This is a genomic window from Flavobacterium sp. CF108 (assembly GCF_900129795.1).
Taxonomy (GTDB): Bacteria; Bacteroidota; Bacteroidia; order Flavobacteriales; family Flavobacteriaceae; genus Flavobacterium.
The window spans coordinates 235,980-261,825 of record NZ_FQWW01000005.1 but is presented as its reverse complement, the minus strand read 5'-3'; the positions used below and the strand labels follow the sequence as shown (position 1 = coordinate 261,825).

Genomic DNA, 25,846 nt, shown 5'->3' with positions numbered 1-25,846 from the left:
CTTGTGATTTTATATAGAAATAAGATTTTATTTGTTCAGCAACTCATGATATCGATCAGCAATAACTTTCATGTTAATATCATAATTAGCATTTTCCTCTACAAATTTTCTATTTCGAATAATGGCCTCATTTCGGGATTCAGGATTTTCAAAAGACCAAATTAATTCATTGGAAAGCATTTCAATATCGTCGATTGTAATTAATTGTCCGTTTTGTCGATGCGTAATCCAGCTTTGATTTCCCTCAATATCAGAAACTACAGGATAACAATTACAAGCCATGGCTTCAAATAATGATGCCGAAACCCCTTCGGTAATTGGCATGCTGATGTAAATATTCGATTGCTGTAATAATTTAGGAAGTTCAGTATTTGGGATTCTTCCTGTAAAAATTACTTTGTTTTCGATTTGCAGTTCTTTGGCTAAATCTTTTAAAAACTGCAATCTTGTTCCGTCGCCAACAATAGTCAGCGAAAAATCAATTCCCTTTTGGTGTAAAATGCCAAATGCTTTTAAAATAGAATCATGTCGGTATTCCGGCTGCAGCGAACGAGTGACAATTGCTTCAATTTTATTTGAATAGTTTGTTGAAGGTGTAAAAAGCGATAAATCAATCCCTTTCGGAAGAACCAAAACTTTGCTCATGTCAACGCCAATTTCTTTCATAGAAATGGTCATAACTGGTCCCCAAGCATGAATTAAATGCGCTTTTTTGAAAGCATATTTCTGAATAAACTTTTTAAATGGATATAAAATAGAATTTTCCGGCCATAAATCAGTTCGGCCCTGCTGTGCGATTGCTATAGTTTTTGAACCGGATAAAGCGGCAAGAAATCCATAACTTGTAGTTCTTTCGGCAATAACCATATCGGGTTTTTCATTTCTGATTATTTTTCGAATAGAAACAGGAGCGAAGAAATATTCTAAAATACGTTTGAATCGGTTGAGTTTTGAATTACTTGGAGATTGAAGCTCCCAGGTGATAATTTCAAAATTGCCAAATTCTTTCAGGCCTTTCATCCATGTTATAGCGTCGGCACGATACGATTCTCCAAGAAAAAGTATTTTTCTTTTCATTCATTAAGTTTTTTTGCCACAGATTAAAAAGATTAAAAGGATTTGTAGTAAAGTTGCCACGAATTGCACAAATTTCCACAAATTTTTAATTGTGATTGGTTTAATTTTGACAAAGTTTTAAACTTTGTCAAAGTCATTAATTTGTGCTAATTTGTGTAATTCGTGGCGAAAAAAAAATCATTTTAATCTTTTTAATCTGTGGCAGATAAAATTAAAATTCTTCCTCAGTGTCTAAAGCACGATTTATGAATTCGTTTAAAGGTTTTAAAGCAATCAGTTTTTTACTCATTTTTGAAACGAAATCTTTTTGAGTCACTTCAGAAATATCATATTTTTGAGACGCTGTAAAACTTTTCAGTTTTAAAAACTCAATTGCCGGATGATCTTTTTCATAACCTCTCGGCGGATTTTTAAGCGAATTATTTTCATCAACATCTAAACTTCCAAATTCTTTCTTAAAGTTTTTATCGGCTACAATTGCTTCCAAATCATCATGGAAAAAAGCAATTTCCTTGCGGACTTTTTTTAAATCTTCTGCTTCAGGCGAATAAAATCCTCCTGCTATAAAACTAGCTCCTTTTTCAATGTGAACATAATATCCAGAACGGTTTAAGCCTTTTGCGCCAGATGAAAGCCAGACACCTAAATGTGCTTTATAAGGAGATTTGTCTTTAGAAAAACGAATATCACGGTTAATTCTAAAAGTACAATTTTTAACTTCCAATAATTCCAGCGAAGGATCCAGAGGTTTCATTACATCCAGAAAATCACTCACTAACTGGTGATAATCTTTTTTGAAGATTTCATAACGTTTTTTATTGTCCTGAAACCAATCTCTATTGTTGTTCTTTTTTAAATCGTCTAAAAATTGCAATGATTCTTTCGTAAGCATATTATGTGTTTTTATTGCAGTTGTTTTAAGTTCGCCACTAATTACACGAATTTACACTAATTTTTTAATTGCTTATCGCTCAACTTTGACAAAGTTTTGATTCGTGAAAATTCGTGGAATTAGTGGCAAAAAAACTTTACAAATTAAATATCTTATAAGTTTGATGTGTCGATTTTACAATCGCTTCGGTTCTTTCCGGATGCGTATCTGAAATAAAAAGCTGTCCAAAAGTTTCACTGTTTACCATTTCGACAATTTTGGCAACACGGGTTTCGTCCAGTTTATCAAAAATATCATCAAAAAGTAAAATGGGTTTTACACCACTTTGTTTTTTTAAAAATTCAAACTGGGCCAGTTTCAGCGCAATCAAAAAAGATTTTTGCTGTCCCTGCGATCCGAATTTTTTTATAGGATGTGAATCAATTTCAAAAGATAAATCATCTTTATGAATTCCGGAACTTGTATAATGCAGCGCGCGGTCTTTATTGATATTTTCCTGTAAAAGCGTTAATAAATCTTTTTCGAACAAATGACTTTCATAAACCAGCTGAACCGTTTCTTCAGAACCCGTTATTGCTTGATGATGTATATTAAATATAGGTATAAATTGTTCCAGGAAATCTTTTCTCTTTTCAAAAATCGATTTGCCGTATTCATTTAACTGCTCATTATATATAGATAAGGTATCATTGTCAAAAGTATGATTGAGTGCAAAATATTTCAAAAGCGCATTTCGCTGTACAATTACTTTTTGATATTGAATAAGCTGATGCAGATAAGTAGAATCTAACTGCGAAATAACACTGTCCATAAACTTACGGCGTGTTTCACTTCCTTCAACAATTAAATCACGGTCGGCCGGAGAAATAATTACCAGCGGAATAAAACCAATATGATCTGAAAATTTATCGTAAGCCTTTCCGTTTCTTTTTAAAATCTTCTTTTGCCCTTTTTTTAAACTGCAGACAATTTGTTCTGTTCTGTCGTTTTTTTCTAATTCGGCATCAATAACAAAAAACTCCTCTCCGTGTTTGATATTTTGAACCGCCAGCGGATTAAAATAACTTTTTCCGTAAGCCAAATGATAAATGGCATCAAGGACATTGGTTTTTCCAATTCCGTTTTTTCCAACAAAACAATTGATCTTGATGTCGAAATCAAAACTGGCTTCAGAGAAATTTTTATAATTGAATAAAGAAATTTTGTTTAAATGCATTTTAAGAGACGCTAAAAAGATAAAATTTGATGTTGTTCCATGTAATTCTTTCGAACTTTTTTGTCTGCCACAGATTAAAATGATTAAGAAGATTTTTTGCATAGACTTTTAATCTGTGTTAATCTGTAAAATCTGTGGCTAAAACCAAGTTCTAGCTCAGAAAAGTATAATTTGAAATCATCAAAAATTTGAGGGTGCAAATTATCGAAAATTATCGATATAAAGGACTTTTGGTGCGTTTCAAGTTGATTTATTTTGGTGCTGAGGTGAAAGGAGTTAGCATTATTAAAAATATTTGTTTTAAAATAGTGATAAAATTGATTTTTTTTGCCTCAGTTTCAAGAAAAATTTTATTTTTGCCGTTCACTAAATTAATTTTAAATGGCTACTTACAATAAAAGAGGATATAAAGCACCAAAAGAGAAGGAAGTTAAAGAAGTAAATGAAGAACAACAGGTAATCATTGACGAAAAAGACAGCACAACAGCTGGTGTTTTTTCTAAATTAGACGAAACTGCTTCAAGAACTGAGGATTGGGTTGCTAAAAATCAAAAAATCATTATTGGTTTAGTTGCTGGTATTGCAGTTGCTACTATTGGTTATTTGGCTTACCAAAAATTTATTGAAAATCCTAAACAAGACGAAGCTGCAAACGAAATGTTTGTTGCACAACAGAACTTTCAAAAGGCTGTTGATGGTGTTGCAAGTGATTCATTATATAAATTAGCATTAAACGGATCTGAAGGTAAATTCGGATTTGTGAAAATCGCTGACGAATATTCTGGAACTGACGCTGGAAATTTAGCAAATTACTATGCTGGTATGGCATATTTAAATACAGGTAAATTTGATGATGCTATTAAGTATTTAGGAGAATTTAAATCAGATGATTTAATCTTAAGTGCTTTATCAAAAGGAGCAATTGGAGACGCTTACTCTCAAAAAAACAATCAAAAAGAAGCTTTAGACTATTATGTAAAAGCTGCTGAAGCTAACAAAAACGATTTTACAACACCTCGTTTCTTGTTAAAAGCTGCTAAAACTGCTATCGCTTTAGGTCAAAAAGAAGATGCTTTAAAATATTTAAACGATATTAAAGACAACTTCGATTCAACTCCAGAAGCTGGTGCTGTTGATGCTTTGATTGGATTAGCGCAATAATAAAATTTCTAGAGTTCAGATTTTAGATTTTAGATTCGTATTTTAGCAATCTGAAATCTATATTCAAAAATCTAAAATTTAAAGATGGCTACCGAAAATAAAAATTTATCAGAATACGATAAAAACACAATCCCAAATGCGAAAGACTTTCGATTTGGGATTGTTGTTTCTGAGTGGAACGATGTTATAACAGAAGGACTTTACAATGGCGCTTTTGACGCACTAGTTGATTGTGATGTTCCTGCGCAGCAAATTATTCGCTGGAATGTACCAGGGAGTTTTGAACTTATTTATGGCGCAAAAAAAATGCTGCAGACACAAAACGTTGATGCTGTAATCGTAATTGGATGTGTAATTCAAGGAGAAACCAAACACTTTGATTTTGTTTGTGAAGGTGTAACGCAGGGAATTAAAGATTTGAATGTTCAAACTGATATTCCGGTTATTTTTTGTGTTTTAACAGATAATAACATGCAGCAGTCAATTGACAGAAGCGGCGGCGTTCACGGAAACAAAGGAACAGAAGCTGCAATTGCTGCCATAAAAATGGCATACATTCGTCAGCAGGCCTCTATCTCGCATGCTTTCAAACAGCCTTTATTAACTTCTGGTGCACTTCAGATAGAAGATTCTCCAAGAAAGATAGAGAACGAGTAAAAACACATTTGTTTTAAAAATATTAAAACCTATACTGTGTCACAATAGTATAGGTTTTTTGTTTTTTTTATGATTTCACATATTCAAAAAGCCAATAGAAATTCACTAAATTTGTGCTGCTTGGTTTAGATTTAAATCAAAAATCTTAAATCGTTAATCTACAATCTAAAATTTTCAATGTCGAGTATTATTCAATTACTTCCTGATCACGTTGCTAACCAAATTGCTGCTGGAGAAGTGGTTCAAAGACCCGCTTCAGTCGTAAAAGAGCTGTTAGAAAATGCTGTTGATGCAAAGGCAACTGATATTAAATTGATTATAAAAGACGCCGGCAAATCATTAGTTCAGGTTGTTGATAATGGTGTAGGAATGACCGTTACAGATGCGCGTTTGTGTTTTGAACGTCATGCTACATCAAAAATACGTCAGGCCGAAGATTTATTTTCACTTGCTACCAAAGGTTTTCGCGGCGAAGCATTAGCTTCTATTGCGGCAATTGCGCATATGGAAATGAAAACAAAACAAGAACAGGACGAACTAGGAACACATATTATTATCGAGGGAAGTAAATTTGTTTCGCAGGAAGTGGCAGTTTTACCAAAAGGAACATCATTTGCGGTTAAAAACCTGTTTTTTAATATTCCGGCACGTCGTAATTTCTTAAAATCAGATACAGTTGAATTTCGCCATGTTATGGATGAATTTCAGCGTGTAGCTTTAGCACATCCAAATATTCATTTTAGTTTTTATCATAACGGAAGCGAATTGTATAATCTTCCCGCAGCAGGATATCGCCAGCGTATCGTTGGGATTATGTCTGGTAAAACCAATGAAAAATTAGTTCCTGTAAATGAAGATACAGAAATTATAAATGTTCAGGGATTTGTCTGTAAACCAGAATTTGCCAAGAAAAATAGGGGAGAACAATTCTTTTTTGTAAACGATCGATTCATTAAAAGCGGTTATCTGCATCATGCAGTTATGGCGGCTTACGACGGACTTTTGAAAGATGGTTCTCAGCCAAGTTATTTCTTATATCTGCAAGTTCCTCCAAACACAATCGATATCAATATCCATCCCACAAAAACCGAAATTAAGTTTGATGATGAACAAGCCTTATATGCTATTTTAAGAGCTTCGATCAAACATAGTTTGGGACAGTTTAATGTCGCTCCGGTTTTAGATTTTGACAGAGATTCAAATTTAGATACACCTTATCATTATAAAGATGTCGAAGCAGAAGTGCCAACAATTCAGGTTGATGGAACTTTTAATCCGTTTACAGATGATAAAACCAATCAGCATTATGCAAAAGCGGGTTCAGGATCAAGTTCTGGATATAGCTCTGGATCTTCTTCCTCTTCAAATTCATCTTCGTCTTATTCTGGCTACTCAAAAAGAGTAGAACCAACGGTAAGCTGGGAGAGTTTGTATGTTGGTTTAGATGTAGAAAATGCCGAAAGTACCGAAAGCTCGCCATTTACATTCGAAAATGAAGAAGTAACATCTTCTTTATTTAATGATGATGAAGTTGAACAGGCAACTCAGAAAACGTATCAAATTCATAAAAAATATATTGTTTCGCCAATAAAATCAGGAATGATAATCGTTGACCAGCAGCGTGCGCATCAACGTATTTTATACGAACAATTTTTGTTGAATATGACTGTGAATCAGGCTTCAAGTCAGAAATTGCTTTTTCCTTTAGATTTATTTTATTCTTCTACAGAAATGAAATTAATTGAAGAATTAAAACCTTCGTTAGAAACAACCGGATTTATTTTTGAAGAAGCCAAAACAGACCATATTGTAATTTCGGGAATTCCGGTAAACATTACCGAAAGCGAAGTTTCTCTTGTAATTGAACAATTATTAAGCGATTTGCAAGACGGAATTCCGGCAAGCAGTTACAGTCAAAATGATACCATTGCCAAATCGATGGCAAAAAGTTTAGCGGTTAAAACAGGATCTTATTTAACCGAAAAAGAACAAGATAATCTGGTAAACGGTTTGTTTGCATGTAAAGATCCTAATATTTCACCTTTTCAAAAACCTACCTTCATTACCATGCGTGTTGAAGATATAGATAAAAAGTTTGCCTTATGATGAACATGACTCCAGTGGTTAAACAACTGCTAATTATTAATATTATATTTTTTATTGGTGCTCAATTGGTGCCGGTTTCGTATGAATATTTCGCGCTCTTTTTTCCGGAAAACCCTGGATTTAAAGTTTGGCAGCCCATAACGCATATGTTTATGCACGGCGGATTTACTCACATTGCATTCAATATGTTTGCATTGTATTCATTTGGATCAACATTAGAACATTTTTGGGGAGCAAAGAAGTTTTTGTTTTTCTATATTTCTTGTGGTTTGGGAGCGGCTTTAGTAAATTTTGCTGTAAATTATTATTTCTATCAGGATGGTTTAAATATTTTATTGGCAAATGGTTATCAAAAAGTTGATATTCTTAATTTGTTAAATAGTGGTAGAATAGATACAAGATGGGAGCAGGTTTTAACAGTTTCAGAATTTAAGCATTTCACGAGTGCCTATGTGGGAACTGTTGTAGGCGCGTCTGGTGCTATTTATGGTTTACTTGTAGCATTTACTTTTATGTTTCCTAATGCTGAACTTGGAATTTTGTTTATACCTATTCCAATAAAGGCTAAATATTTTGTGCCAATTTATATGTTATTATTTGATGGTTTTTTTGGGATTTTTGGAAGTTCTTTTATGGGAATAGATTCTGGAATAGCTCATTACGCTCATATTGGTGGGGCTTTGTTTGGATTTTTGATTATGTGGTACTGGAAAAAAAATCAGTTTAATAACAATCGATGGAATTAATTTTTAACTTTAATTAAATTTAAAAACCAAAAGAAGACTTTATGAATATTCTTGACGATTTGAAACTTCAATATAAATTAGGCGGCATCGCAATGCAGGTTATTTATTGGAACATCGCCTGTTTTCTTATTTCGCTAATTTTTTTCTATCAGTTTTCTACCGGTCAGTTTGTTTTTCCAAATTGGCTTGCATTATCATCAGATCCTCAGGTTTTCATGTTTAAACCGTGGACATTTTTAACCTATGCATTTTTCCACTTCGGATTTTTGCATTTGTTATTTAATATGATGGTTTTAAACTTTGCAAGCAATTTGTTTCTGACCTTCTTTACTCAAAAACAATATTTAGGATTATATATTTTAGGCGCAATTTTTTCGGGAATTGTTTTTGCTTTAAGTTTTTACGTTTTAGGAACTTCTGCTTCAATAGTTGGTGCATCTGCCGCTATTATGGCAATTTTAGTTGCTGCAACAACTTATCAGCCATTAATGAATGTTAGATTATTTCTTTTTGGAAATGTTAAGCTCTGGCACATTACTGGTGTAATTTTACTTTTAGATTTAATGCAGCTGCGCCTTGAAAATATGGGCGGGCATATTTCGCATTTAGCCGGAGCTTTTTTCGGTTTCATTTTTATTAAACTGCTTCAAAACGGAACAGATTTAAGTATTATTGTTTCTAAAGTATTAGACTTTTTTGCTAATCTTTTTAGAAAATCCCCAACGACCCCATTTACAAAAGTTCATAAAAATTACAAAAAACCTACAGAAAAAGTTACATCAAGAATTGTTACAAAAGACAAAACGCAGCAGCAAATTGATGAGATTTTAGATAAAATCAGCCAGTCTGGATATGACTGTTTGACAAAAGAAGAAAAAGAGTTTTTATTTAAAGCAGGAAAATAATCCTTAGCAAGAAAATATGAAAAACCTTTCGTGGTTTAATAAAATAATGTTCTTTTTGAATATAGTACTGACTGTGCTTACATTTAGTGTCTATATTTTGCCTTTTTTAGCACCTAAGAGCTTTCCGCTTTTATCGGTGCTTACTTTGTTCATGCCGGCCTTTTTTGTGGCAAATGGACTCTTCTTTTTATACTGGGCAATTCAATTTAAAAAACGCCTTATTTTATCTGGTTTGGTTTTGCTTACCGGAATTACTTTTATCAGCAAATTCTATAAATTCTCTGCCAAAGAATATGTAAAAGACGAAAGAGATTTCTCTGTAATGAGTTATAATGTGCGTCTTTTTAATGTCTTTAAATGGCTGGATCGCGATGATATTCCAGAAAATATAAAAACATTTATTGATGAAAAAGATCCTGATATTTTATGTGTTCAGGAATATTCTAACTCGGCACATTTGGATTTAAAAGTCTATCCGCACCGTTATATTTTTATTGAAGGAAACCAAATTAAGACGGGACAAGCCATCTTTTCTAAATTTCCTATTATCGACGAAGGAAATATTATTTTTCCAAAATCAGATAATAATGTAGTTTATGCTGATATTAAACGAGGAAAAGACATTATTCGCGTTTATAATATGCACCTGCAGTCTATAAAAATTTCTCCGGATGTAAGTGAGATTTCTGATGATATTGATAAAGTAAACCAGCAAAAATCACAGCGTATTTATGCTCGAATCAGTAAAGGTTTTACGCAGCAGCAGGAGCAGGCTGAAATTTTTAAGGAGCATATAAAGAAATGCAAATACCCGATTATTATTTGCGGAGACATGAATAACAGTCCATTTTCATACGTTTACCGAAATATTAAGGGAAAACTCAAAGATGCTTTTGAAGAAGCAGGAGAAGGCTTTGGAGCCACTTATAAGTTTAAATATTACCCAGCCCGAATTGATTATATTTTTACCGATACTAAAATGAAAGTAAAGCAGTTTGAAAGCTTTTCCGATTTCGAAAATTCCGATCATTACCCAATAATGACGAGACTTTCGATTGATCAATTTTAGATTATTTTCTGCGTTTTTAAATAATCCATTGCAAATTTCCCTTCGTTAAAAAGCAAATCTAAAACACTTAAATTGTTGATAAAACCATGTTTGTCATCAAAAACCTGAGTGTATTTTTCAAAAGAATTTTGATCTTTTTTTCCGTTTGCCAAATATCTGAAATCAGAAATGTTTTCAACTACATGAAAATATTCAGCCGTTTTGCCAAATTCTATTTTCATTCGAAGACATTTTGTAACGATATCAAAAACTTCCATGTTTAAATCCATCAGGAAAGTATGTTTCTTTTCGAAAATAGGCACGATATCGTCTTCAAAATACTCAAAGAACGGCGAACTTCTATAAGCGGCTTCTAAGGATTTAAAATGCTGTTTCTGCCAGTCAAATTCGTTTTCAATCAATACATCTTTTGTCTTTTGATGCGCAGATTTAGAATGCTTAACAGGAATGTTTAATAATTGAATTCCATTCGGACTATAGATATAAGTTCTGTTTCTATTCGTCTGTTTTTGAAAATTATCTTCCATTTCAAAAGTTATACTCTCAGATTGAGCCATAACTGCAAAGTGGCTAATTGATGGGAAATAAGTAGGAAGTAATAAGGAATTCATAGTGTGTCTAAAGTTTTAAAGTCAAAAGTCAAAAGTCATAAAACAAGTTTTGAAGCTTGGCTTTATGACTTTAGACTTTTAAACGTTTGGCTATATTTGTTTAAAAGTTTCAGGTTTCAAGTTTCAGGTTGTGAGAACTTGAAACTTGAAACCTGAAACAAAAATAACTTTTTTTTAATTATGCTTTATTCTGTTTTCTTTTTCTCCAGAAGAATTCTCCAACAAAGTATAGTGCAAGAATAATTAGGAAATATTTGAAATACGATTGCGGTTGTCCTTCACCGTCAACAGTTGTGAAAACTCTGCTCCAGCGAATTTTGTTGATACCTTTTCCGTTAGTATCCCAGCTCATCCAGATGAAAACTGGTTTTCCTACGATGTGATTTTCAGGAACGTAACCCCAATAACGACTATCTTCAGAGTTGTGACGATTGTCTCCCATCATCCAATAGTAATTTTGTTTGAAGGTATAAGTATTAGTTTCTTTTCCGTTAATGATAAATTTAGAACCGCTTAACTCTAAAGTATTTCCTTCATAGTTGGTGATAATGTCTTTGTAAAATGGAAGAGATGTATTTGTTAAAGCAACTGTTTTACCAGCCTCAGGAATGTAAATTGGACCAAAATTATCCTGATTCCATTTGTTAATATGCGGGAAAAGAGCATTGTCATTTCCTTTGTCAATCTCTCTTTTTACAGCAGTAACGCCGGGAGTGTTTTTCAAACGCTCAGCACTTGCTTCTGTTAAAGCTCTAAAATAAAGCGTATCTCTTTTTTCAGTTCTAAAACCTGCCGGGTCTGTAATGTCTAATTCTTTAAATAAAGATTCAAAATCAATAGATGTTTTTCCGTCTAAAGCTACAGAATAAGAATATTGAGGTTTTGCTCTTTCTGGTAAAATAAGTTTTTTTCCGTTGATGAAAACAAAGCCGTCTTTAATTGATAAACTGTCGCCAGGAATACCAACACATCTTTTTACATAGTTTGATTTCTTATCGATTGGCTTAATAACGCCAGGTCTTCCTTTTGGTTCATAAAAATAATGTACCGTGTCAACCGGCCAGTTGAATACCACAATGTCATTTCTTTTTATCTGTTCAAAAGCAGGAAGCCTGAAATATGGTAATTGCGGCCAGCTTAAATAAGATTTTCTTTTTGTTAATGGAATAGAGTCATGAACCATTGGCAATGCAATAGTAGTCATAGGAACTCTTGGGCCATAATTTACTTTACTTACGAATAAGAAATCCCCAATTAATAATGATTTCTCTAACGAAGAAGTTGGGATTGTATAAGGCTGAATAACGTAAGTATGAACTAAAGTTGCAACAATAATTGCAAAAAGTAAAGAGCTTACAGTATCAGCTGTTTTGTTTTCAGGAGTTAATTTTCTGTCAGCGTTATATTCTAATTTCTGTGTGTAGTTTACATAATAGATATAAAAGCCAAGAGTAAAGATTCCTAAAATAGTATCTAAAGTTGATTTTTTACCAAAGGTTCTAAGTGTTTCAACCCAAACAACCGGAAACATAATCAAGTTAATAATTGGAATGAAAAGTAATAATGTCCACCAGGTTGGGCGGCTGATAATTTTCATTAAAATAATTGAATTATATACCGGAATTGCCGCTTCCCAGCTTTTTCTTCCTGCTGTTTGATACAATTTCCAAGTACCAACGAAATGAATAATTTGAACAGCTAAGAAAAATACGAACCAAGAGTAAAGAGTCATAATATAGTATTTTAAGTTTCAAATTCGGGATTGAATATTTGTTTAACCCAGAACTTTTATCAATTTATTGTAAGTTTAATACATCTTTCATAGTGAAAATTCCCTGCTTTCCAGCAAGCCATTCTGCAGCGATAACAGCGCCAAGGGCAAAACCTTCACGATTGTGAGCAGTATGTTTAATTTCAATGCTGTCGATAGCAGAGTCGTAGTTTACGGTATGTGTACCCGGAACTTCTCCAATTCTTTTAGCTTCAATATGAATTTCACCTTTTTTTGCTTCGTCTAATGTCCAGTTAGAATAATCACTGTTTTGAATAACGCCTTGTGCTAAAGAAATTGCAGTTCCGCTTGGTGCATCCAATTTGTGAATGTGGTGGATTTCTTCCATCGTAACTTTATAAGAATCAAATTGATTCATGATTTTGGCTAAATATTCATTTAACCCAAAGAAGATATTCACGCCCAGACTGAAATTTGAACTGGAGATAAAACCTCCTTTTTTCTCGTTGCAAAGCGCAATCATTTCATCATAATGTTCCAGCCATCCTGTTGTTCCGGAAACTACAGGAACATTAGCATTAAAAGATGCAGAAATATTGTCGACTGCCGCTGACGGAACACTAAAGTCAATCGCAACATTTGCAGTCGAAAGTCCGTCGTATGTATTGAATTCGTCTTTCTTTAAAACAATTTCATGACCTCTTTCTAAAGCAATTCGTTCAATTACTTTACCCATTTTTCCGTATCCTAAAAGCGCAATTTTCATTTTGTATGTATTTGTGAGTTTTTAAATAAAAGAAACTATTTAAAAACGATAATTAAAAGTTAGTCCGACATTTGGTTTAAATGTTACATCGGCGGGGTAAATTTCTGGACGAAGTGATAATCTTTCGTTTACGTTAAATTGAATCAAAGCCGCATCAACATTGGCATCGATAATATTTAAAACATAAAAACCAACAACAAATAAGGCAGATAAATCCCTGTTTCGCTGATAAAATTTCTGACCGGCAATAAGTCTGCTTTCGTCAAGAAATTGGTATTTATCATCATTATAGCCTTCAAGTCTTCGTTTGTAGGCATCGCGATAATCATGATATTTTTTATTGTTATCAATATAAAAGTATAAACTCGTACCAATTGCTCCGTAAACAAGCGGAACTTTCCAGTATTTTTTATTGTATACCTGACCCAAACCAGGTAAAATAGCCGAATAAAAAGCTGCTTTTGCAGGTGTAAGCGGATCTATTTCTATTAATGCAGTTGTGTCTTTAACGACTAAAACCGTGTCTTTTTTTACCTGGGCAAAAAGAGAAACGGTTCCTATGAGAAAGAACAATAGACTTATGGGGACAATTTTATTCACTATCCGTTTATTAATTTTATAATTCGATTAAAGTCGGCCTCAGAATTAAAAGGAATTGTGATTTTTCCTTTTCCGTTACCAGCGACTTTTATATCAACTTTCGAACCAAAATAATCATTGAAAGTATTTTTTTGTGTTTCTCTAACCACAAATGAAGATTCAGCTTTAGGTTTTCCTTCTGCTTTTGGCTGCTGACCTTCGTGATAATTTTTAACTAAAGCTTCAGTTTCACGAACAGACAAATTTTGACTTACGATTTTTTGGTAAATATCAGTCTGTACGTCTAAATCTTCAATATTAATAATAGCACGGCCGTGTCCCATACTAATGAAACCATCGCGAATACCAGTTTGAATAATTGGATCCAGTTTTAAAAGACGTAAATAATTGGCAATTGTAGAACGTTTTTTTCCAACGCGCTCGCTCATTTGCTCTTGTGTTAATTGAATTTCGTCAATTAAACGCTGGTAAGAAAGTGCGATCTCGATTGGGTCTAAGTCATGGCGCTGAATGTTTTCAACCAATGCCATAACAAGGGACTCATTGTCATTAGCAATACGAATGTATGCCGGAACATGAGTTAAGCCAACTAAAGTTGAAGCACGTAAACGACGTTCTCCAGAAATTAACTGGTATTTATTAAAGTCTAATTTTCGAACAGTAATAGGTTGAATTACACCAAGTTCTTTAATAGAAGTGGCTAATTCGCGTAATGATTCTTCATTAAAATTGCTTCTAGGCTGAAACGGATTTATTTCGATAGCACTTATTTCAAGCTCAATAATATTTCCAACAACCTTATCAGCATTTTTGTCTTCTACTGATGTAATGTCGTTTTCCGGATCTTTTAATAACGCTGATAATCCTCTTCCTAAGGCTTGTTTTTTAATTGCTTTTGTCATAAAAACTATTTACTGTTTTTCTTTATAATTTCTTGAGCTAAATTAATGTAATTAACCGCACCTTTACTTGTAGCATCATAATTAATGATACTTTCTCCAAAACTTGGTGCTTCACTTAATTTAACATTTCGCTGAATAACGGTATCAAAAACCATATCGTTAAAGTGTTTTTGAACCTCTTCAACTACCTGATTAGATAAACGTAATCTTGAATCATACATTGTAAGTAATAATCCTTCAATGTCAAGATCAGGGTTATGAATTTTTTGAATACTTTTTATAGTGTTCAATAATTTCCCTAATCCTTCAAGTGCAAAATATTCACATTGAATTGGAATTACTACTGAGTCGGCAGCTGTTAAAGCATTCAAGGTTAATAAACCTAATGAAGGCGCACAGTCGATAATGATGAAATCATATTCTTCTTTTGCTTCTTCTAATGCTTTTTTAAGCATATACTCACGGTTTTCTTTGTCGACCAATTCGATTTCGATAGCAACAAGGTCAATGTGAGCAGGGATCACGTCAACATTTGGAGCCGAACATTTTAAAATGGCTTCTTTGGGTGTTATTGTATGTTCAAGAATTTGGTAAGTTCCAAGTTCAACAGATTCTACGTCAATTCCAAGGCCAGATGTAGCATTAGCCTGAGGATCAGCATCGATCAATAATACTTTTTTCTCTAAAACACCTAATGAGGCTGCAAGATTTACAGATGTTGTAGTTTTTCCAACGCCTCCTTTTTGATTAGCAATCGCAATGATTTTGCCCATTTATTTTCTGAATTTTGAACCGTAAAAATACAATTATTTATGGTTTTTGAAAATCTATTTTGTTAACATTTATGAAACTTCGCTTAATCGTTGTTTCGTGCGTGTTCGGCAGAAATTAATTTGAGTTTTGAGTATAATTACAGACCAGATTTTGGTCATGATGAAAGTTGTTTTTGCAGTAAAAGCGAACGAATTTAAAATTTGCTTTGTAGAAATGATCTCATTCTGTTTTCTTTTCTAAAATATCAATAATAAAAAATAATGAACAGGGTTTTTATTTTATAATCTCAATTTTTACATAAACTAAGCCGCTTTTTATATTTGAAGCAATGTTCATAAAAGCCCTTTTGCTTAAGTCAATTTCTCTTCCTTTAATAAAAGGTCCTCTGTCTGTAACTACTAATATAACGCATTTGTTATTTTTTTCGTTTGTGACCCTGAGTTTTGTGCCAAAAGGAAGTTTTTTATGGGCAGCAGTCAAATCATCATTGTTGAATCTTGTACCGCTTGCTGTTTTTCTTCCGTTAAATTTATCATGATAATAAGAGGCATGCGCATTTTCTTTATATAAGATATATTGGTCGTTTTCAGTGCTTGGATCTGTATCAATTGAATTTTCTTGTGCTGCGGCTGCTGCTGAAAAGGCTAAAGCAATATAGAGTAGTATTATTTTCATTTTCTAATTTCTATTGGGGGGCAAAAAAAATCTATTATAAAAAAATGAGAATATGGTATACGGTTTATTTATGTTATTAAAAGGCATATTTAAGCTCGTTGTATAGTTTTTGATAAGAAAATTGAAAGATACAGGTTAAAGATTATGACTATTTTAGAAACCCTAAAAACTATTAAACCAAAAACAATTTTTATGATTAAAAAGTTAACCTCAGTATTTACTGCATTTGCGTTTATGCTGATTCTATGCAGTTTTGCACCATCCAATTCATCTAATAAAAAAGTACAAGAGAATAAAATAGAAGGTAAAATTGTTTACAACAAGAAAAAACATAACATAACATTATCGTGGCCGGCATTTGGCTCTTCGGGAAATTATGTGATTACAAGAGGAGGAAGTCGTCTGGCATCCCATTTTGTGTCTGTGAACTCAACTTCTAAATTAACCTTTACAGATAATAAACGGAATAAAGATAAATACGAGAACTATTATAAAATAACTCGTAACGATATAACAATACTGCTTTCGTTAGAGAATCAAATTTTTGGAAGTAATATGTATTTCTACGATCGAAAATATGAAAAAGCTGAAACCGCACGAATTGATATTAATTCACAATTTAGTGCTATTGGTTTGGGTGGAGCAAATGGTGAGTGGACAACAAAACGTCAGGCATATTATTTAAAAACAAATATTGATGGTCAGACTTACGATTCAGGCGGATCGGGTTCTGCATCATCGGCAGAGGCTAACTCAATAGAATTAGGGTTTTATTCTCACATTGGAGGTTTGGGCAAAGTGCCGTCAGACGTTAAATTGGGTTCTATTTTTACAAGGCCTCACCTTTCGGGCGGAGCAAATGCTACGTGTACATTTTGGCGTTCTGTAGAAAATGTAGAAGTAATGCGGGATTTTGCATGGACAGTTTCTCAATCAACCAGTGCACGAAGAATGCTGATTGAAAGTACTTCGAAATATATTTCAGATATTGGAAACACCAACTTTTGGGGCAGCGGTGGTTTTATTGCTGATACTCATTATACATCAAACAGACCAAATTGGGCTGGACAGCAGCAATGGTATACCAGAAATGCTATTTTTCCTTCTGGTTCCGGAGCTATGGGCGGTTCCTATAATATGGTTTGGCAAGGCTGCGTTAATCCTCCGCAAGCAGATGATACCAATTCTCCAATTCCTAATACGCCTATTATAAGAGAAAAACCTTTTCTTTTTATAGATAACGATGGTGAATACAAAGTGTTTGTTCCGGCATGGCAAAAAGATAGAGTAGGAGTTTCGTGGTCGTCAACAGACATGGGTAAAGGAAAAGTTCAAGATTTGCTTACTGATTGGTATGTTGCTAAAGAAGGCGACACCGATGTTGAAATCAATAATGCGTTAAAAGCAGGTAAAAATGTGTTTTTTACTCCAGGGCATTATGCGTTGAATGCTCCTATCCAAGTAAATAGAAAAGATGCGATTCTTTTGGGTGCTGGTATAGCTTCGGTAACATTAGAGCCTACTGAGAAAAATACTTGGGGATGTATTTATGCTGATGACAAGGACGGAATTATCATTGCCGGACTTCTTACAGATTCATTTAATAGTACAACGTATCAGGTTAGAATTGGTGAAGAAGGAGCAAAAGCAGACCATGCTGCAAATCCTATCTTGCTGTCAGATATTACTTGTAGAGTAGGCGGGGTTCAGTCAAAAAATATTCAAATACATACTGCTATGCAAATAAACAGCAGTAATGTTGTGGGCGACCATTTCTGGTTGTGGCGTGCTGATCATGGTTCGCAGAAAGGCGGAGATCTACGCTGGGTAAGAGACAGATGTAAAAACGGACTTATCGTTACGGGGAATGATGTTACGCTTTATGCACTGTTTACAGAACATTTTCAGGAATATGAAGTTTTATGGTTAGGAGAACGCGGCAGAACTTATTTCTTCCAAAATGAACCGCCATACGATGCTCCAAATCAAGCAAGCTGGAGCTGTCAAGGAGGTAAAGTTGATGGCTATGCAGCATTTAAAATAGCCAATACTGTAAAAGATTATCATAGTATAGGAATGGGGTCTTATGCCGTTTTTACAGGAACTGATGGCAATGTGAATAAAAAAAATGGCTTTGAAGCGCCTAATAACCCAAATGTGAAATTGGAGAAAATGTGTATTACTCGTTTTGCTGGTCCGGGAAATATTCAAAATGTTATTAATGGTATTGGCGGAAGCACAGCAACTGGTGTAAAGCGTGTGGCATTATACAATAATGGCGAAGGTACACAGCCTTTCGACGAAGAATTTAATTTGCCTAATCGTGAATCGTATCCTGCGTATATTGATATGGAGAAATAAATAAGATATAGATATTTGAAATAAAAAACCTCTGGAGGACGATTGTCTTCAGAGGTTTTGTCTTTTAATATAGTCCACGGTTTCAACCGTGGGGACGCATTATATTATTCATGATACGTTTCTCGTAGTTGAAACCACGGGCTATATTTTAAATGAGATAAATTTTAGAAATTAGGAATTTTGAGATTGATTTGGTTTTCAGTTTGTTGCAAAAAAAAAAGTCTTTCTAGTAAATGATTATGGATTATAAATGCCAAAATGCAAGATAGATTAAGCAATAACAAAACAAATTCCCCTGTTATTGATTGGCAAGTAAAAGCATCTTTTTTTCCTTACGTAACGTTTCACCCGTAAAATTGTCCGTTTGACTTTATTTTTTATGACTCTTAAGAAACTGTCCTATTACTTTCGCAAGCAATATCTTAAAATTTAAATAATGATTCAAATGAAAAAAAACGGTCTTTGATTTTAAGATTACTTTAAAAAATCAAAACAACAAAATTGCCATTAAGGTAAAATATATGTAATCGGATAAAAACAAAGTAAAACTTAAAATTATGAAAATTAAAACAATCTTTATTAAATTAATTCCTGTAAGGGTAATGGCTATTACATTCCTGATATTTTTATCATCTTGTGATAATAATGAAGTTGATCCTTTTGGTTCAGCACACCTTAAAGTTGTAAATGCTGCGCCCAACTCAGGTTCTCAAAAATTTGTTATGGCCAATATTCCTTATATTGGTAATCTGGATTATCTAGAGCATTCGGTGTCGTATCATGATGTAGCGGTGGGAAACAATCTGGTAAGCCAGTTTAGAGATGAAAATGATAATGATTTATATGCTTCAGAAGAACTTGATCTGGATGATGACAAAAGATATACAGTATATCTAACAGGTGAATCAAGAAATGATGCAGAAGTGAGGCTTTATGAGGATAATATAACCGCTCCAGCCAGTGGGAAAGCTAAGGTCAAATTTATTCATTTAAGTGGCGGTGCTCCTGCAAACGTTGATTTTATTGACGCTCAAGGCAATAACCTTGCTTTAAATGTTGCGCGTTACAGTCAAAGTGGTTACTCTGAAATTAATGCAGGTTTATTAGGTATTCAAGTACGCAGCAGCGGGGGATCTGAAAATCTGGCAACCCTACAAGCAACTGATTTTGTTGCTGGAAAAGTTTATACCGTTTTTATAGCAGGATCTTCTTCATCAGGATATACAATCAAACAGATTTCACATAATTAAAATAGTATGGACTAAAAACTAGTTCTTTCAACCATAATTGGGTGAGATAAAGAGAAACCCCTCTTAAATTATACGATTTAAGAGGGGTTGACTGTTTTTAGAAGACTTTTGTATGGCTGGCAGGATTCGAACCTGCGGCCTTCCCGATTTCCAATCGGGACGCGATAACTAGACTACTCTATAATTGATACTCGAAATCTATATCTTGAAGATATCTTTTTGCGCCTCGTTTTTTTATTTTAGTTTCTAAAGCCACTGCTTCAGATCTTGAATTTAGTTGAATTGTATAAATGATATTCCACGGTGCGCCACTTTTTGTAGATAATGATTGCCTGGCATTATGTCTTCTAAGTCTATTCTCGATGTCATTTGTCTGGCTAATATAGAATTTTTCTTTTGTAGCGCTTAAAGAATATAAACGAAAAACATAGAGAAATAAATTAAAGAAAACAAAAAAGCCGAACATTTCTGTTCGGCTTTGTCGGGGTGGCAGGATTCGAACCTGCGGCCTCCTGCTCCCAAAGCAGGCGCGATAACCGGGCTACGCTACACCCCGTAGCATTTGCTTATGGATCGTTACTGTGGTCTTCCCGCCTTAGAGCGGGACACGATAACCGGGCTACGCTACACCCCGAAGATGTATTTGTTGTAGTACCCGAAAGCGGATGCAAAGATATAAATAAAATTTGTTTACAAAAGGAAAAAATGAAAATAAATAAAACTTATTTTAACATAGCTATTTCAGATTTATTTTCGGTGTTATTTTTTATAATAAAGTTTACATTTGCATCACAAAAAAACAATACACATTATGTCAGATACAATCGAAAAAATTAAATGCCTTATTATAGGTTCTGGCCCTGCAGGTTATACTGCAGCTATTTATGCTGCCAGAGCAAACATGAATCCGATTTTATATCAAGGTATGCAGCCTGGAGGTCAATTGACAACGACTAATGAAGTAGAAAATTTCCCTGGTTATGTTGATGGTGTTACAGGACCAGAAATGATGGTTCAGTTACAAGAACAAGCAAAACGTTTTGGTGCTGATATTCGTGATGGCTGGGCTACAAAGGTTGATTTTTCTGGAGATATTCATAAAGTTTGGATTAACGATTCAATCGAATTGCACTGTGAAACTGTTATTATTTCTACAGGTGCTACAGCTAAATATTTAGGATTACCATCAGAGCAGCACTATTTAAATATGGGAGGCGGAGTTTCTGCCTGCGCTGTCTGCGACGGATTTTTCTACCGTAACCAAGAAGTTGTAATTGTTGGAGCAGGAGATTCTGCTTGCGAAGAAGCACATTACTTATCTAAACTTTGTAAAAAAGTAACAATGTTAGTAAGAAGTGAGAAATTCAGAGCTTCAAAAATTATGGAAGAACGCGTTCGTAAAACAGAAAATATTGAGATTTTAATGAATCACGATACTGTTGAAGTTTTAGGAGATTCAAATGTAGTGCATGCTATTAAAGCTTTAAATAAAACAACTGGTGAGACTATTGAAATTCCTGCAACAGGATTTTTTGTAGCAATTGGTCACAAACCAAACACAGATATCTTTAAAGATTACATCACTCTTGACGAAACAGGTTATATCATAAATACACCAGGAACTTCTAATACAAATGTAGCAGGTGTTTTCGTAGCCGGAGATGCTGCAGACCACGTTTACCGTCAGGCAATTACTGCTGCAGGGACTGGTTGTATGGCTGCACTTGACGCAGAACGTTATTTAGCTTCTAAGGAATAAGTTTTTTAGTTTCAGGTTTCAGGTTTTCTTTGTTTCAAGTTTTCTGGAGTCTATAAAACAGCAATAAAAAAATCCCAGTCTAAATTTTAGACTGGGATTTTTTTATAATTAAGGTTCCTAATTTCAACTTGAAACCTGAAACAAGAAAAACTTGAAACAAATTACTTAATCTTCTTAATCAGCTTAGCTTCTTCAGAGAAACGGGTTAATTCGATTTTTGGATTTCCAAATAAAGATAATTCCGCTTTATCTCCAACGGCAATAGAAACAGTAGTTTCGGCTAGGATACTTCCAACAGAACTACTTTCGGCAGTTACATTAGCATCTTTCAAAGTAAATTTTGTTCCGTTGAAAACCGAATTATTATCTAAACGTATTGTTGCTTTTTCGGCAATTCCTTCAATAGCAGCATTTGCTTTTTGGTACAAGTCACATTTAAATTTAATAGCAGAAACCAAAGTTTTAATAGAAGCACTTTTGCTCAATTGTAAACTTCCGTCGTCAGCTTTTAAGTTTAACTCTGTTTTTGATTTGTCATCAGCAATTAAATTGAATTTTTTTGAATTGACATTCAGATATAATCTGGAATAATCAAAACTACTAAAAGTGATGTCATCTAATTGAACTTCCTGAATGGCATAAATTTTTGCTTCATTTTTTGCAATTACTTTCGTTAGTGAACTCGTATAAGTGACTTTTACAGAAAGCTTTTTGAAAATTGTACTTTCTTTTGATGTATATAAACGAAGCGTTTTATCTCTTAAATCCATTCCAATGATTTCATGAAGATTATCATCTGCTTCAATTTTGATTTCGTTTTTCTCACCTTTTTCAAGATAAACTTCAATATTATCATCGGCTTCAAGAGCATCAAAACTTCCTACGTCCTTAATAGAGGTAGTTACAATTTTAGAACCTTTTACTTTTTCTCTTTTTTGAGCAAAAGTTAATGTTGTAACCAAAAGCAATAGGAATAGGGCTGTATTTTTTTTCATTTATTCTAGATTTGATTTTGGCAAATATAAAAAAATCATCCACTTTAGATGAATGATTTTTTTTATATTTAACAGTTTAGAGATTTTCACTTTGACTAACGGTTCCTCCGGAACTTGTCTCTTTATTGATCGTTTTTGGAACATTATTATAGTTAATATTTCCACCGCTGCTCGCTTGTGCTTTCAGACTTAAAATAGGATGAACGCTTGTCACTGACCCGCTTGAAACTTCTGCATCAACATCATTTGCTAATAATTTTCCGGCTTCGATTGAAGATCCGCTAGAAGCTGAAGTCTGCACTTTTAATGCTTTTCCTTTAATGTCGATTGAGCTTCCGCTGCTTGAATTACAAGAAATATTATCAGACTCTACATCTACATGCATAGACGCTGCACTTGAAGTTTCTAACTCTATGTTTTCTCCTTGAAGTGTATTTTTACTTAACACACTCGCAGCGCTCGATGCCTCGATTTTACCAACATGAGGCATTTTTACGGTTACTTTTTTCTGAGTTACATTACGGAAAGAACTGAATTTGCATTCAATGATCAAAGTCCCGTTTTCAACTTTTGTAATGATTTCTTTCTGCAGATTATCATCAGCTTCAACTGTAATGTCTACCGAATCAGATTGCTGAATAACTAAATCTATTGCATTGCTTACTTCGATGTTTTTAAAATCTCCCTGAACAATTCTTTTTTCAGTCGTTACATTGCCGCTCCCTTCAATTGTATTCAGGTTAAGGTTATTACATGAAGCAAACAATAGTGCAGTAATTGTGGCAATAACAAATTTCGTAATATGAATGATTATTTTTATCATGGCTTAGTTAATTTTAATTATAACTCCGTTTTTATCAGTGGTTAGCTTTCCGTTAGTTTTTTTACCGTTTAAAATTTCTTTTCCATTTACTTTAATAGAAACTTCGTTTATGGTATCTTTTTCAATATGATTTTCTTCATTATAATCTCCGTCATGATCTTCATCGCCCATTTCTTCTGCTGGACAGTTCAAACATTTAATTTTTGAACCTTCTACTTTATAGTTGTAATTTCCGCTAAAGTGCAAGTCAAAGAAATTATCGTCAGTATCATCATATTCTTGTATTGATGCATCTGGTTTAAATAATTGACCTTCTGGTAAATATAAGAACACATCAACTTCCTGACCTCTGAATTTGTTTTTAACATCTGTCAGAAAATAATTATCCAAAATTAAACGATTTCCACTAATCTGGTATTTAAAATTGATTTTTTCTGCTCTTTTTTTAGCGTTAGTTAATGAATTTCCTCTAGCGCTTTTTTCTATCTGAATATAAGGAGAAGCTTCGTCAGTACGTAAAACGTGTAAACGTACATCTGTTGAATAGATTAAATCATTTCCAGCTGAATCCTGTACAAATTGAAAATCTCCGTGACGATATAAATCTTTAGCGTAATAGTCATTGTATCTGAATTTTACATACAAAGTATCTTTTGGAGTAATGGCAATTATTTTCTTTTCTACCACTTTATTGTCGCGAGAGATCTCTGTAGCTTGTTTAATTCCAATACTAATTGCGATTGCAACAGCAATAATCCATACGGCTAACAAAGTATATTTTGTAATGTTACCAATTGATTTTAAGTTTGGAGACAACAATTTAAATCCTAATAATGTTAAGAAGAAAAACGGAATTCCAACGGCAAAAAGCATTAATAAACCAAAAGACCAAATAGGATATTCTGTAAAGTTTCCGGCTTCAATAAAGTTCTGCCAAGGGAAATCAACAAAAGCATTCGTTCCCAAGGTAAAAACCCCAACCATTAACATGATTAAAACTGCAATACCAGACATGATTAAAACTACTCCTAAAAATTTAGCGAAGATTTTAAAAACCGTCATGATAAAGTCTCCAAATGAACTACTTATTCTCTCAGCTCCCGACTTTACCTGGTTTCCCATTTTATCATAATCTGCATTTTTAAATTTCTCAGATAATGAATCTATTTCTTCGCGAACTTTTTTTTCGATGTTCGAAATCGTAACCGGTTCTCCTGTCATCTCTAATTTTTCAGAAGTTGTAACAGCCTCAGGCGTTACAATCCAAAGAACGAAATAAGCTAAAATCCCAGTTCCAAAACCTGCAAAAACAAAGATTAAGAATACGATTTTGATCCATACAGCATCAATTCCAAAATAGTGTCCTAATCCTGTTGCAACACCGCCAATCATACCATTTTCTTTGTCACGGTATAATTTTTTGTGACTTCTTCCTCTATAATTATTAAAAGACTGATTTGATTTTTCTTCCTCGTCAATGATATAGTCTTCAGGTTGTCCCATCACCGCAATCACTTCGTCAACGTCTTTCAGTCCAACAACATGTTTCTCGCTTTTTTGTTTTTCTGTTAATAATTCAGAAACACGCATTTCGATATCTTTAATAATTTCATCCTGTCCAGACGAGTTGTTAAGTGATCGTTTTATAGCGTCAAAATAGCGTGTCAATTTTAAATATGCATCTTCATCGATGTGAAAAAACATACCGCCTAAGTTAATATTTACTGTTTTGTTCATGACTTATTGATTTTGATTGGTGATTAGTTTTACGGCGTCAGATAATTCTGTCCAGGTACCGCTAAGTTCGTTTAAAAATGTTTGCCCTATTTCGGTTAATCCATAATATTTTCTTGGTGGTCCAGATGTCGATTCTTCCCATCGATAATTTAGTAAACCGTCGTTTTTCAATCTAGTTAAAAGCGGATAAACTGTTCCCTCAACAACTAGTAATTTAGCGTTTTTTAAAGTGTCTAATATTTCAGATGTATATGCGTCTTTTTCTTTTAGAACAGATAAGATGCAAAACTCAAGAACACCTTTGCGCATCTGTGCTTTTGTGTTTTCAATGTTCATAATTTCATTTTGTTTTTTTTAGATTGAACAATTCGTTTTTTGATTGATGATAATTGATTGATGATTGATTGTTTTTGTGCTATAACCTTTAATCTTTTTGTCACACTGAGCGAAGTCGAAGTGTTACTTTATAAAAGGAATCGTTAGCGGATATTTATATAATTCTCCGTTTGAAGCTTTTATCGAAGCATAAATCACTAAAAAGAATTCAACAAATTTTAAAAGTCCAAAAAGTACCACTGCCGTAGCTCCAATACTTAAAAGGCCAATGTTTCCTTCAAAATTGAAATTTCTGATGTAGAAATCTTCATTGTCATTAAAAACAGCTTCGATTGGAAGGTTTTGTAAAAAAACCGTAACAAAAACCGGGATTGCAATTAAAGCTAAGATTAACGTGTAAAGCAATAAACTTAACTGAAAGTTCAAAGCTTGTTTTCCGTGATGATCTACAAACTCCGATTTGTCTTTATAACTTGACCAAATGATGATTGGAAAAATATAATTTCCAAACGGAATAATGTATTGACTTAATGTACTTAAATGTGCGAATGCCGAAGTATTCTTTTCTGATGATTTTTCCATGATGAGTGGTTTTGATTGAATGATTAAAAGCATATAGTAATTTCTTATGCAAATATATATCTAAAAGACAGTATCTTGTTTTGCATAGTACTAATTATTAACAAAATTTTAACA

25 protein-coding genes and 1 tRNA gene are annotated in these 25,846 nt (G+C 33.5%); 9 read left to right on the top strand and 17 right to left on the bottom strand.

Going from position 1 to position 25,846, the window contains the following annotated elements:
* Nucleotides 1-27: 27 nt before the first annotated feature.
* The 3 genes from BUE10_RS15335 to recF all read right to left on the bottom strand — a co-directional run bounded on the left by BUE10_RS15335 (nt 28) and on the right by recF (nt 3,185).
* Nucleotides 28-1,077: a glycosyltransferase gene (locus BUE10_RS15335; RefSeq protein ID WP_073486525.1), complete on the bottom strand. Its 1,050-nt coding sequence runs from the start codon at nt 1,075-1,077 to the stop codon at nt 28-30.
* A gap of 211 nt (nt 1,078-1,288) precedes the next feature.
* Entirely contained in the window at nt 1,289-1,969 is a 681-nt protein-coding gene (locus BUE10_RS15330; RefSeq protein ID WP_073486523.1) for a DUF2461 domain-containing protein, read from the bottom strand.
* Between the two features lie 136 nt (nt 1,970-2,105).
* Nucleotides 2,106-3,185, bottom strand: coding sequence for a DNA replication/repair protein RecF (gene recF / locus BUE10_RS15325; RefSeq protein WP_073486886.1), 1,080 nt, complete (start codon nt 3,183-3,185; stop codon nt 2,106-2,108).
* A gap of 381 nt (nt 3,186-3,566) precedes the next feature.
* On the opposite strand from recF, the gene BUE10_RS15315 reads away from it, so the two are divergent.
* From BUE10_RS15315 to BUE10_RS15290, 6 genes are all read left to right on the top strand, one after another.
* Complete coding sequence (locus tag BUE10_RS15315; protein ID WP_073486519.1) at nt 3,567-4,346, top strand: tetratricopeptide repeat protein; 780 nt, start codon at nt 3,567-3,569, stop codon at nt 4,344-4,346.
* 84 nt (nt 4,347-4,430) lie between these two features.
* Nucleotides 4,431-5,003, top strand: a complete 573-nt coding sequence (ribH, locus tag BUE10_RS15310; RefSeq protein ID WP_073486517.1) for a 6,7-dimethyl-8-ribityllumazine synthase — start codon at nt 4,431-4,433, stop codon at nt 5,001-5,003.
* A 177-nt stretch (nt 5,004-5,180) separates the two neighbouring features.
* Complete coding sequence (gene mutL, locus BUE10_RS15305) at nt 5,181-7,109, top strand: DNA mismatch repair endonuclease MutL (protein ID WP_073486515.1); 1,929 nt, start codon at nt 5,181-5,183, stop codon at nt 7,107-7,109.
* On the top strand, nt 7,106-7,855 hold the full coding sequence (locus BUE10_RS15300) for a rhomboid family intramembrane serine protease (protein WP_073486513.1): 750 nt from the start codon (nt 7,106-7,108) through the stop codon (nt 7,853-7,855). The genes mutL and BUE10_RS15300 overlap by 4 nt, the downstream gene beginning before the upstream one ends.
* A 41-nt stretch (nt 7,856-7,896) precedes the next feature.
* Nucleotides 7,897-8,760: a rhomboid family intramembrane serine protease gene (locus BUE10_RS15295; protein WP_073486511.1), complete on the top strand. Its 864-nt coding sequence runs from the start codon at nt 7,897-7,899 to the stop codon at nt 8,758-8,760.
* Nucleotides 8,761-8,806: 46 nt separating this feature from the next.
* On the top strand, nt 8,807-9,829 hold the full coding sequence (locus tag BUE10_RS15290) for an endonuclease/exonuclease/phosphatase family protein (protein ID WP_091290680.1): 1,023 nt from the start codon (nt 8,807-8,809) through the stop codon (nt 9,827-9,829).
* On the opposite strand, the gene BUE10_RS15285 is transcribed toward BUE10_RS15290, so the two are convergent.
* The 7 genes from BUE10_RS15285 to BUE10_RS15255 form a co-directional block, all read right to left on the bottom strand.
* The gene (locus tag BUE10_RS15285; protein WP_073486507.1) at nt 9,826-10,440 is read right to left on the bottom strand and encodes a WbqC family protein; all 615 of its coding nucleotides are present in this window, start codon (nt 10,438-10,440) and stop codon (nt 9,826-9,828) included. The two genes, BUE10_RS15290 and BUE10_RS15285, sit on opposite strands and share 4 nt — an antisense overlap.
* Before the next feature lie 178 nt (nt 10,441-10,618).
* Nucleotides 10,619-12,172: a signal peptidase I gene (gene lepB, locus BUE10_RS15280; protein ID WP_073486505.1), complete on the bottom strand. Its 1,554-nt coding sequence runs from the start codon at nt 12,170-12,172 to the stop codon at nt 10,619-10,621.
* 64 nt (nt 12,173-12,236) lie between these two features.
* Complete coding sequence (dapB, locus tag BUE10_RS15275; RefSeq protein ID WP_073486503.1) at nt 12,237-12,938, bottom strand: 4-hydroxy-tetrahydrodipicolinate reductase; 702 nt, start codon at nt 12,936-12,938, stop codon at nt 12,237-12,239.
* A 39-nt stretch (nt 12,939-12,977) separates the two neighbouring features.
* Nucleotides 12,978-13,538, bottom strand: coding sequence for a DUF5683 domain-containing protein (locus tag BUE10_RS15270; protein ID WP_053472387.1), 561 nt, complete (start codon nt 13,536-13,538; stop codon nt 12,978-12,980).
* A complete protein-coding gene (locus BUE10_RS15265; protein ID WP_053472386.1) occupies nt 13,538-14,440 on the bottom strand; it encodes a ParB/RepB/Spo0J family partition protein in 903 nt (300 codons plus the stop codon). The genes BUE10_RS15270 and BUE10_RS15265 overlap by 1 nt, the downstream gene beginning before the upstream one ends.
* Before the next feature lie 5 nt (nt 14,441-14,445).
* Nucleotides 14,446-15,213: a ParA family protein gene (locus BUE10_RS15260; protein WP_053472385.1), complete on the bottom strand. Its 768-nt coding sequence runs from the start codon at nt 15,211-15,213 to the stop codon at nt 14,446-14,448.
* A 274-nt stretch (nt 15,214-15,487) separates the two neighbouring features.
* A complete protein-coding gene (locus tag BUE10_RS15255) occupies nt 15,488-15,889 on the bottom strand; it encodes a septal ring lytic transglycosylase RlpA family protein (protein WP_073486501.1) in 402 nt (133 codons plus the stop codon).
* 192 nt (nt 15,890-16,081) lie between these two features.
* Here BUE10_RS15255 and BUE10_RS15250 point away from each other — a divergent pair, with 192 nt between their 5' ends.
* Entirely contained in the window at nt 16,082-18,250 is a 2,169-nt protein-coding gene (locus BUE10_RS15250; protein WP_073486884.1) for a hypothetical protein, read from the top strand.
* A 557-nt stretch (nt 18,251-18,807) separates the two neighbouring features.
* Nucleotides 18,808-19,500 (top strand): DUF4397 domain-containing protein, encoded by a 693-nt coding sequence (locus tag BUE10_RS15245; RefSeq protein WP_073486499.1) that lies wholly within the window; start codon nt 18,808-18,810, stop codon nt 19,498-19,500.
* Nucleotides 19,501-19,678: 178 nt separating this feature from the next.
* Here BUE10_RS15245 and BUE10_RS15240 read toward each other — a convergent pair whose 3' ends face one another.
* The gene (locus BUE10_RS15240) at nt 19,679-19,966 is read right to left on the bottom strand and encodes a GIY-YIG nuclease family protein (protein WP_073486497.1); all 288 of its coding nucleotides are present in this window, start codon (nt 19,964-19,966) and stop codon (nt 19,679-19,681) included.
* A 15-nt stretch (nt 19,967-19,981) separates the two neighbouring features.
* Nucleotides 19,982-20,056 (bottom strand) — tRNA-Pro (locus BUE10_RS15235).
* Between the two features lie 255 nt (nt 20,057-20,311).
* Between BUE10_RS15235 and trxB the strand changes: the two genes are divergently transcribed.
* Complete coding sequence (trxB, locus tag BUE10_RS15230; protein WP_073486495.1) at nt 20,312-21,259, top strand: thioredoxin-disulfide reductase; 948 nt, start codon at nt 20,312-20,314, stop codon at nt 21,257-21,259.
* 161 nt (nt 21,260-21,420) lie between these two features.
* Here the strand turns inward: trxB and BUE10_RS15225 are convergent, their stop codons facing one another.
* The 5 genes from BUE10_RS15225 to BUE10_RS15205 form a co-directional block, all read right to left on the bottom strand.
* Nucleotides 21,421-22,254, bottom strand: a complete 834-nt coding sequence (locus BUE10_RS15225; RefSeq protein ID WP_073486493.1) for a GIN domain-containing protein — start codon at nt 22,252-22,254, stop codon at nt 21,421-21,423.
* Nucleotides 22,255-22,330: 76 nt separating this feature from the next.
* Entirely contained in the window at nt 22,331-23,077 is a 747-nt protein-coding gene (locus BUE10_RS15220) for a head GIN domain-containing protein (RefSeq protein WP_073486491.1), read from the bottom strand.
* Nucleotides 23,078-23,080: 3 nt separating this feature from the next.
* Entirely contained in the window at nt 23,081-24,814 is a 1,734-nt protein-coding gene (locus BUE10_RS15215; protein WP_073486489.1) for a PspC domain-containing protein, read from the bottom strand.
* A 3-nt stretch (nt 24,815-24,817) separates the two neighbouring features.
* The gene (locus BUE10_RS15210) at nt 24,818-25,150 is read right to left on the bottom strand and encodes a PadR family transcriptional regulator (RefSeq protein ID WP_017498072.1); all 333 of its coding nucleotides are present in this window, start codon (nt 25,148-25,150) and stop codon (nt 24,818-24,820) included.
* Between the two features lie 123 nt (nt 25,151-25,273).
* Entirely contained in the window at nt 25,274-25,732 is a 459-nt protein-coding gene (locus tag BUE10_RS15205; protein WP_073486882.1) for a DUF4870 domain-containing protein, read from the bottom strand.
* Nucleotides 25,733-25,846 lie beyond the last annotated feature (114 nt).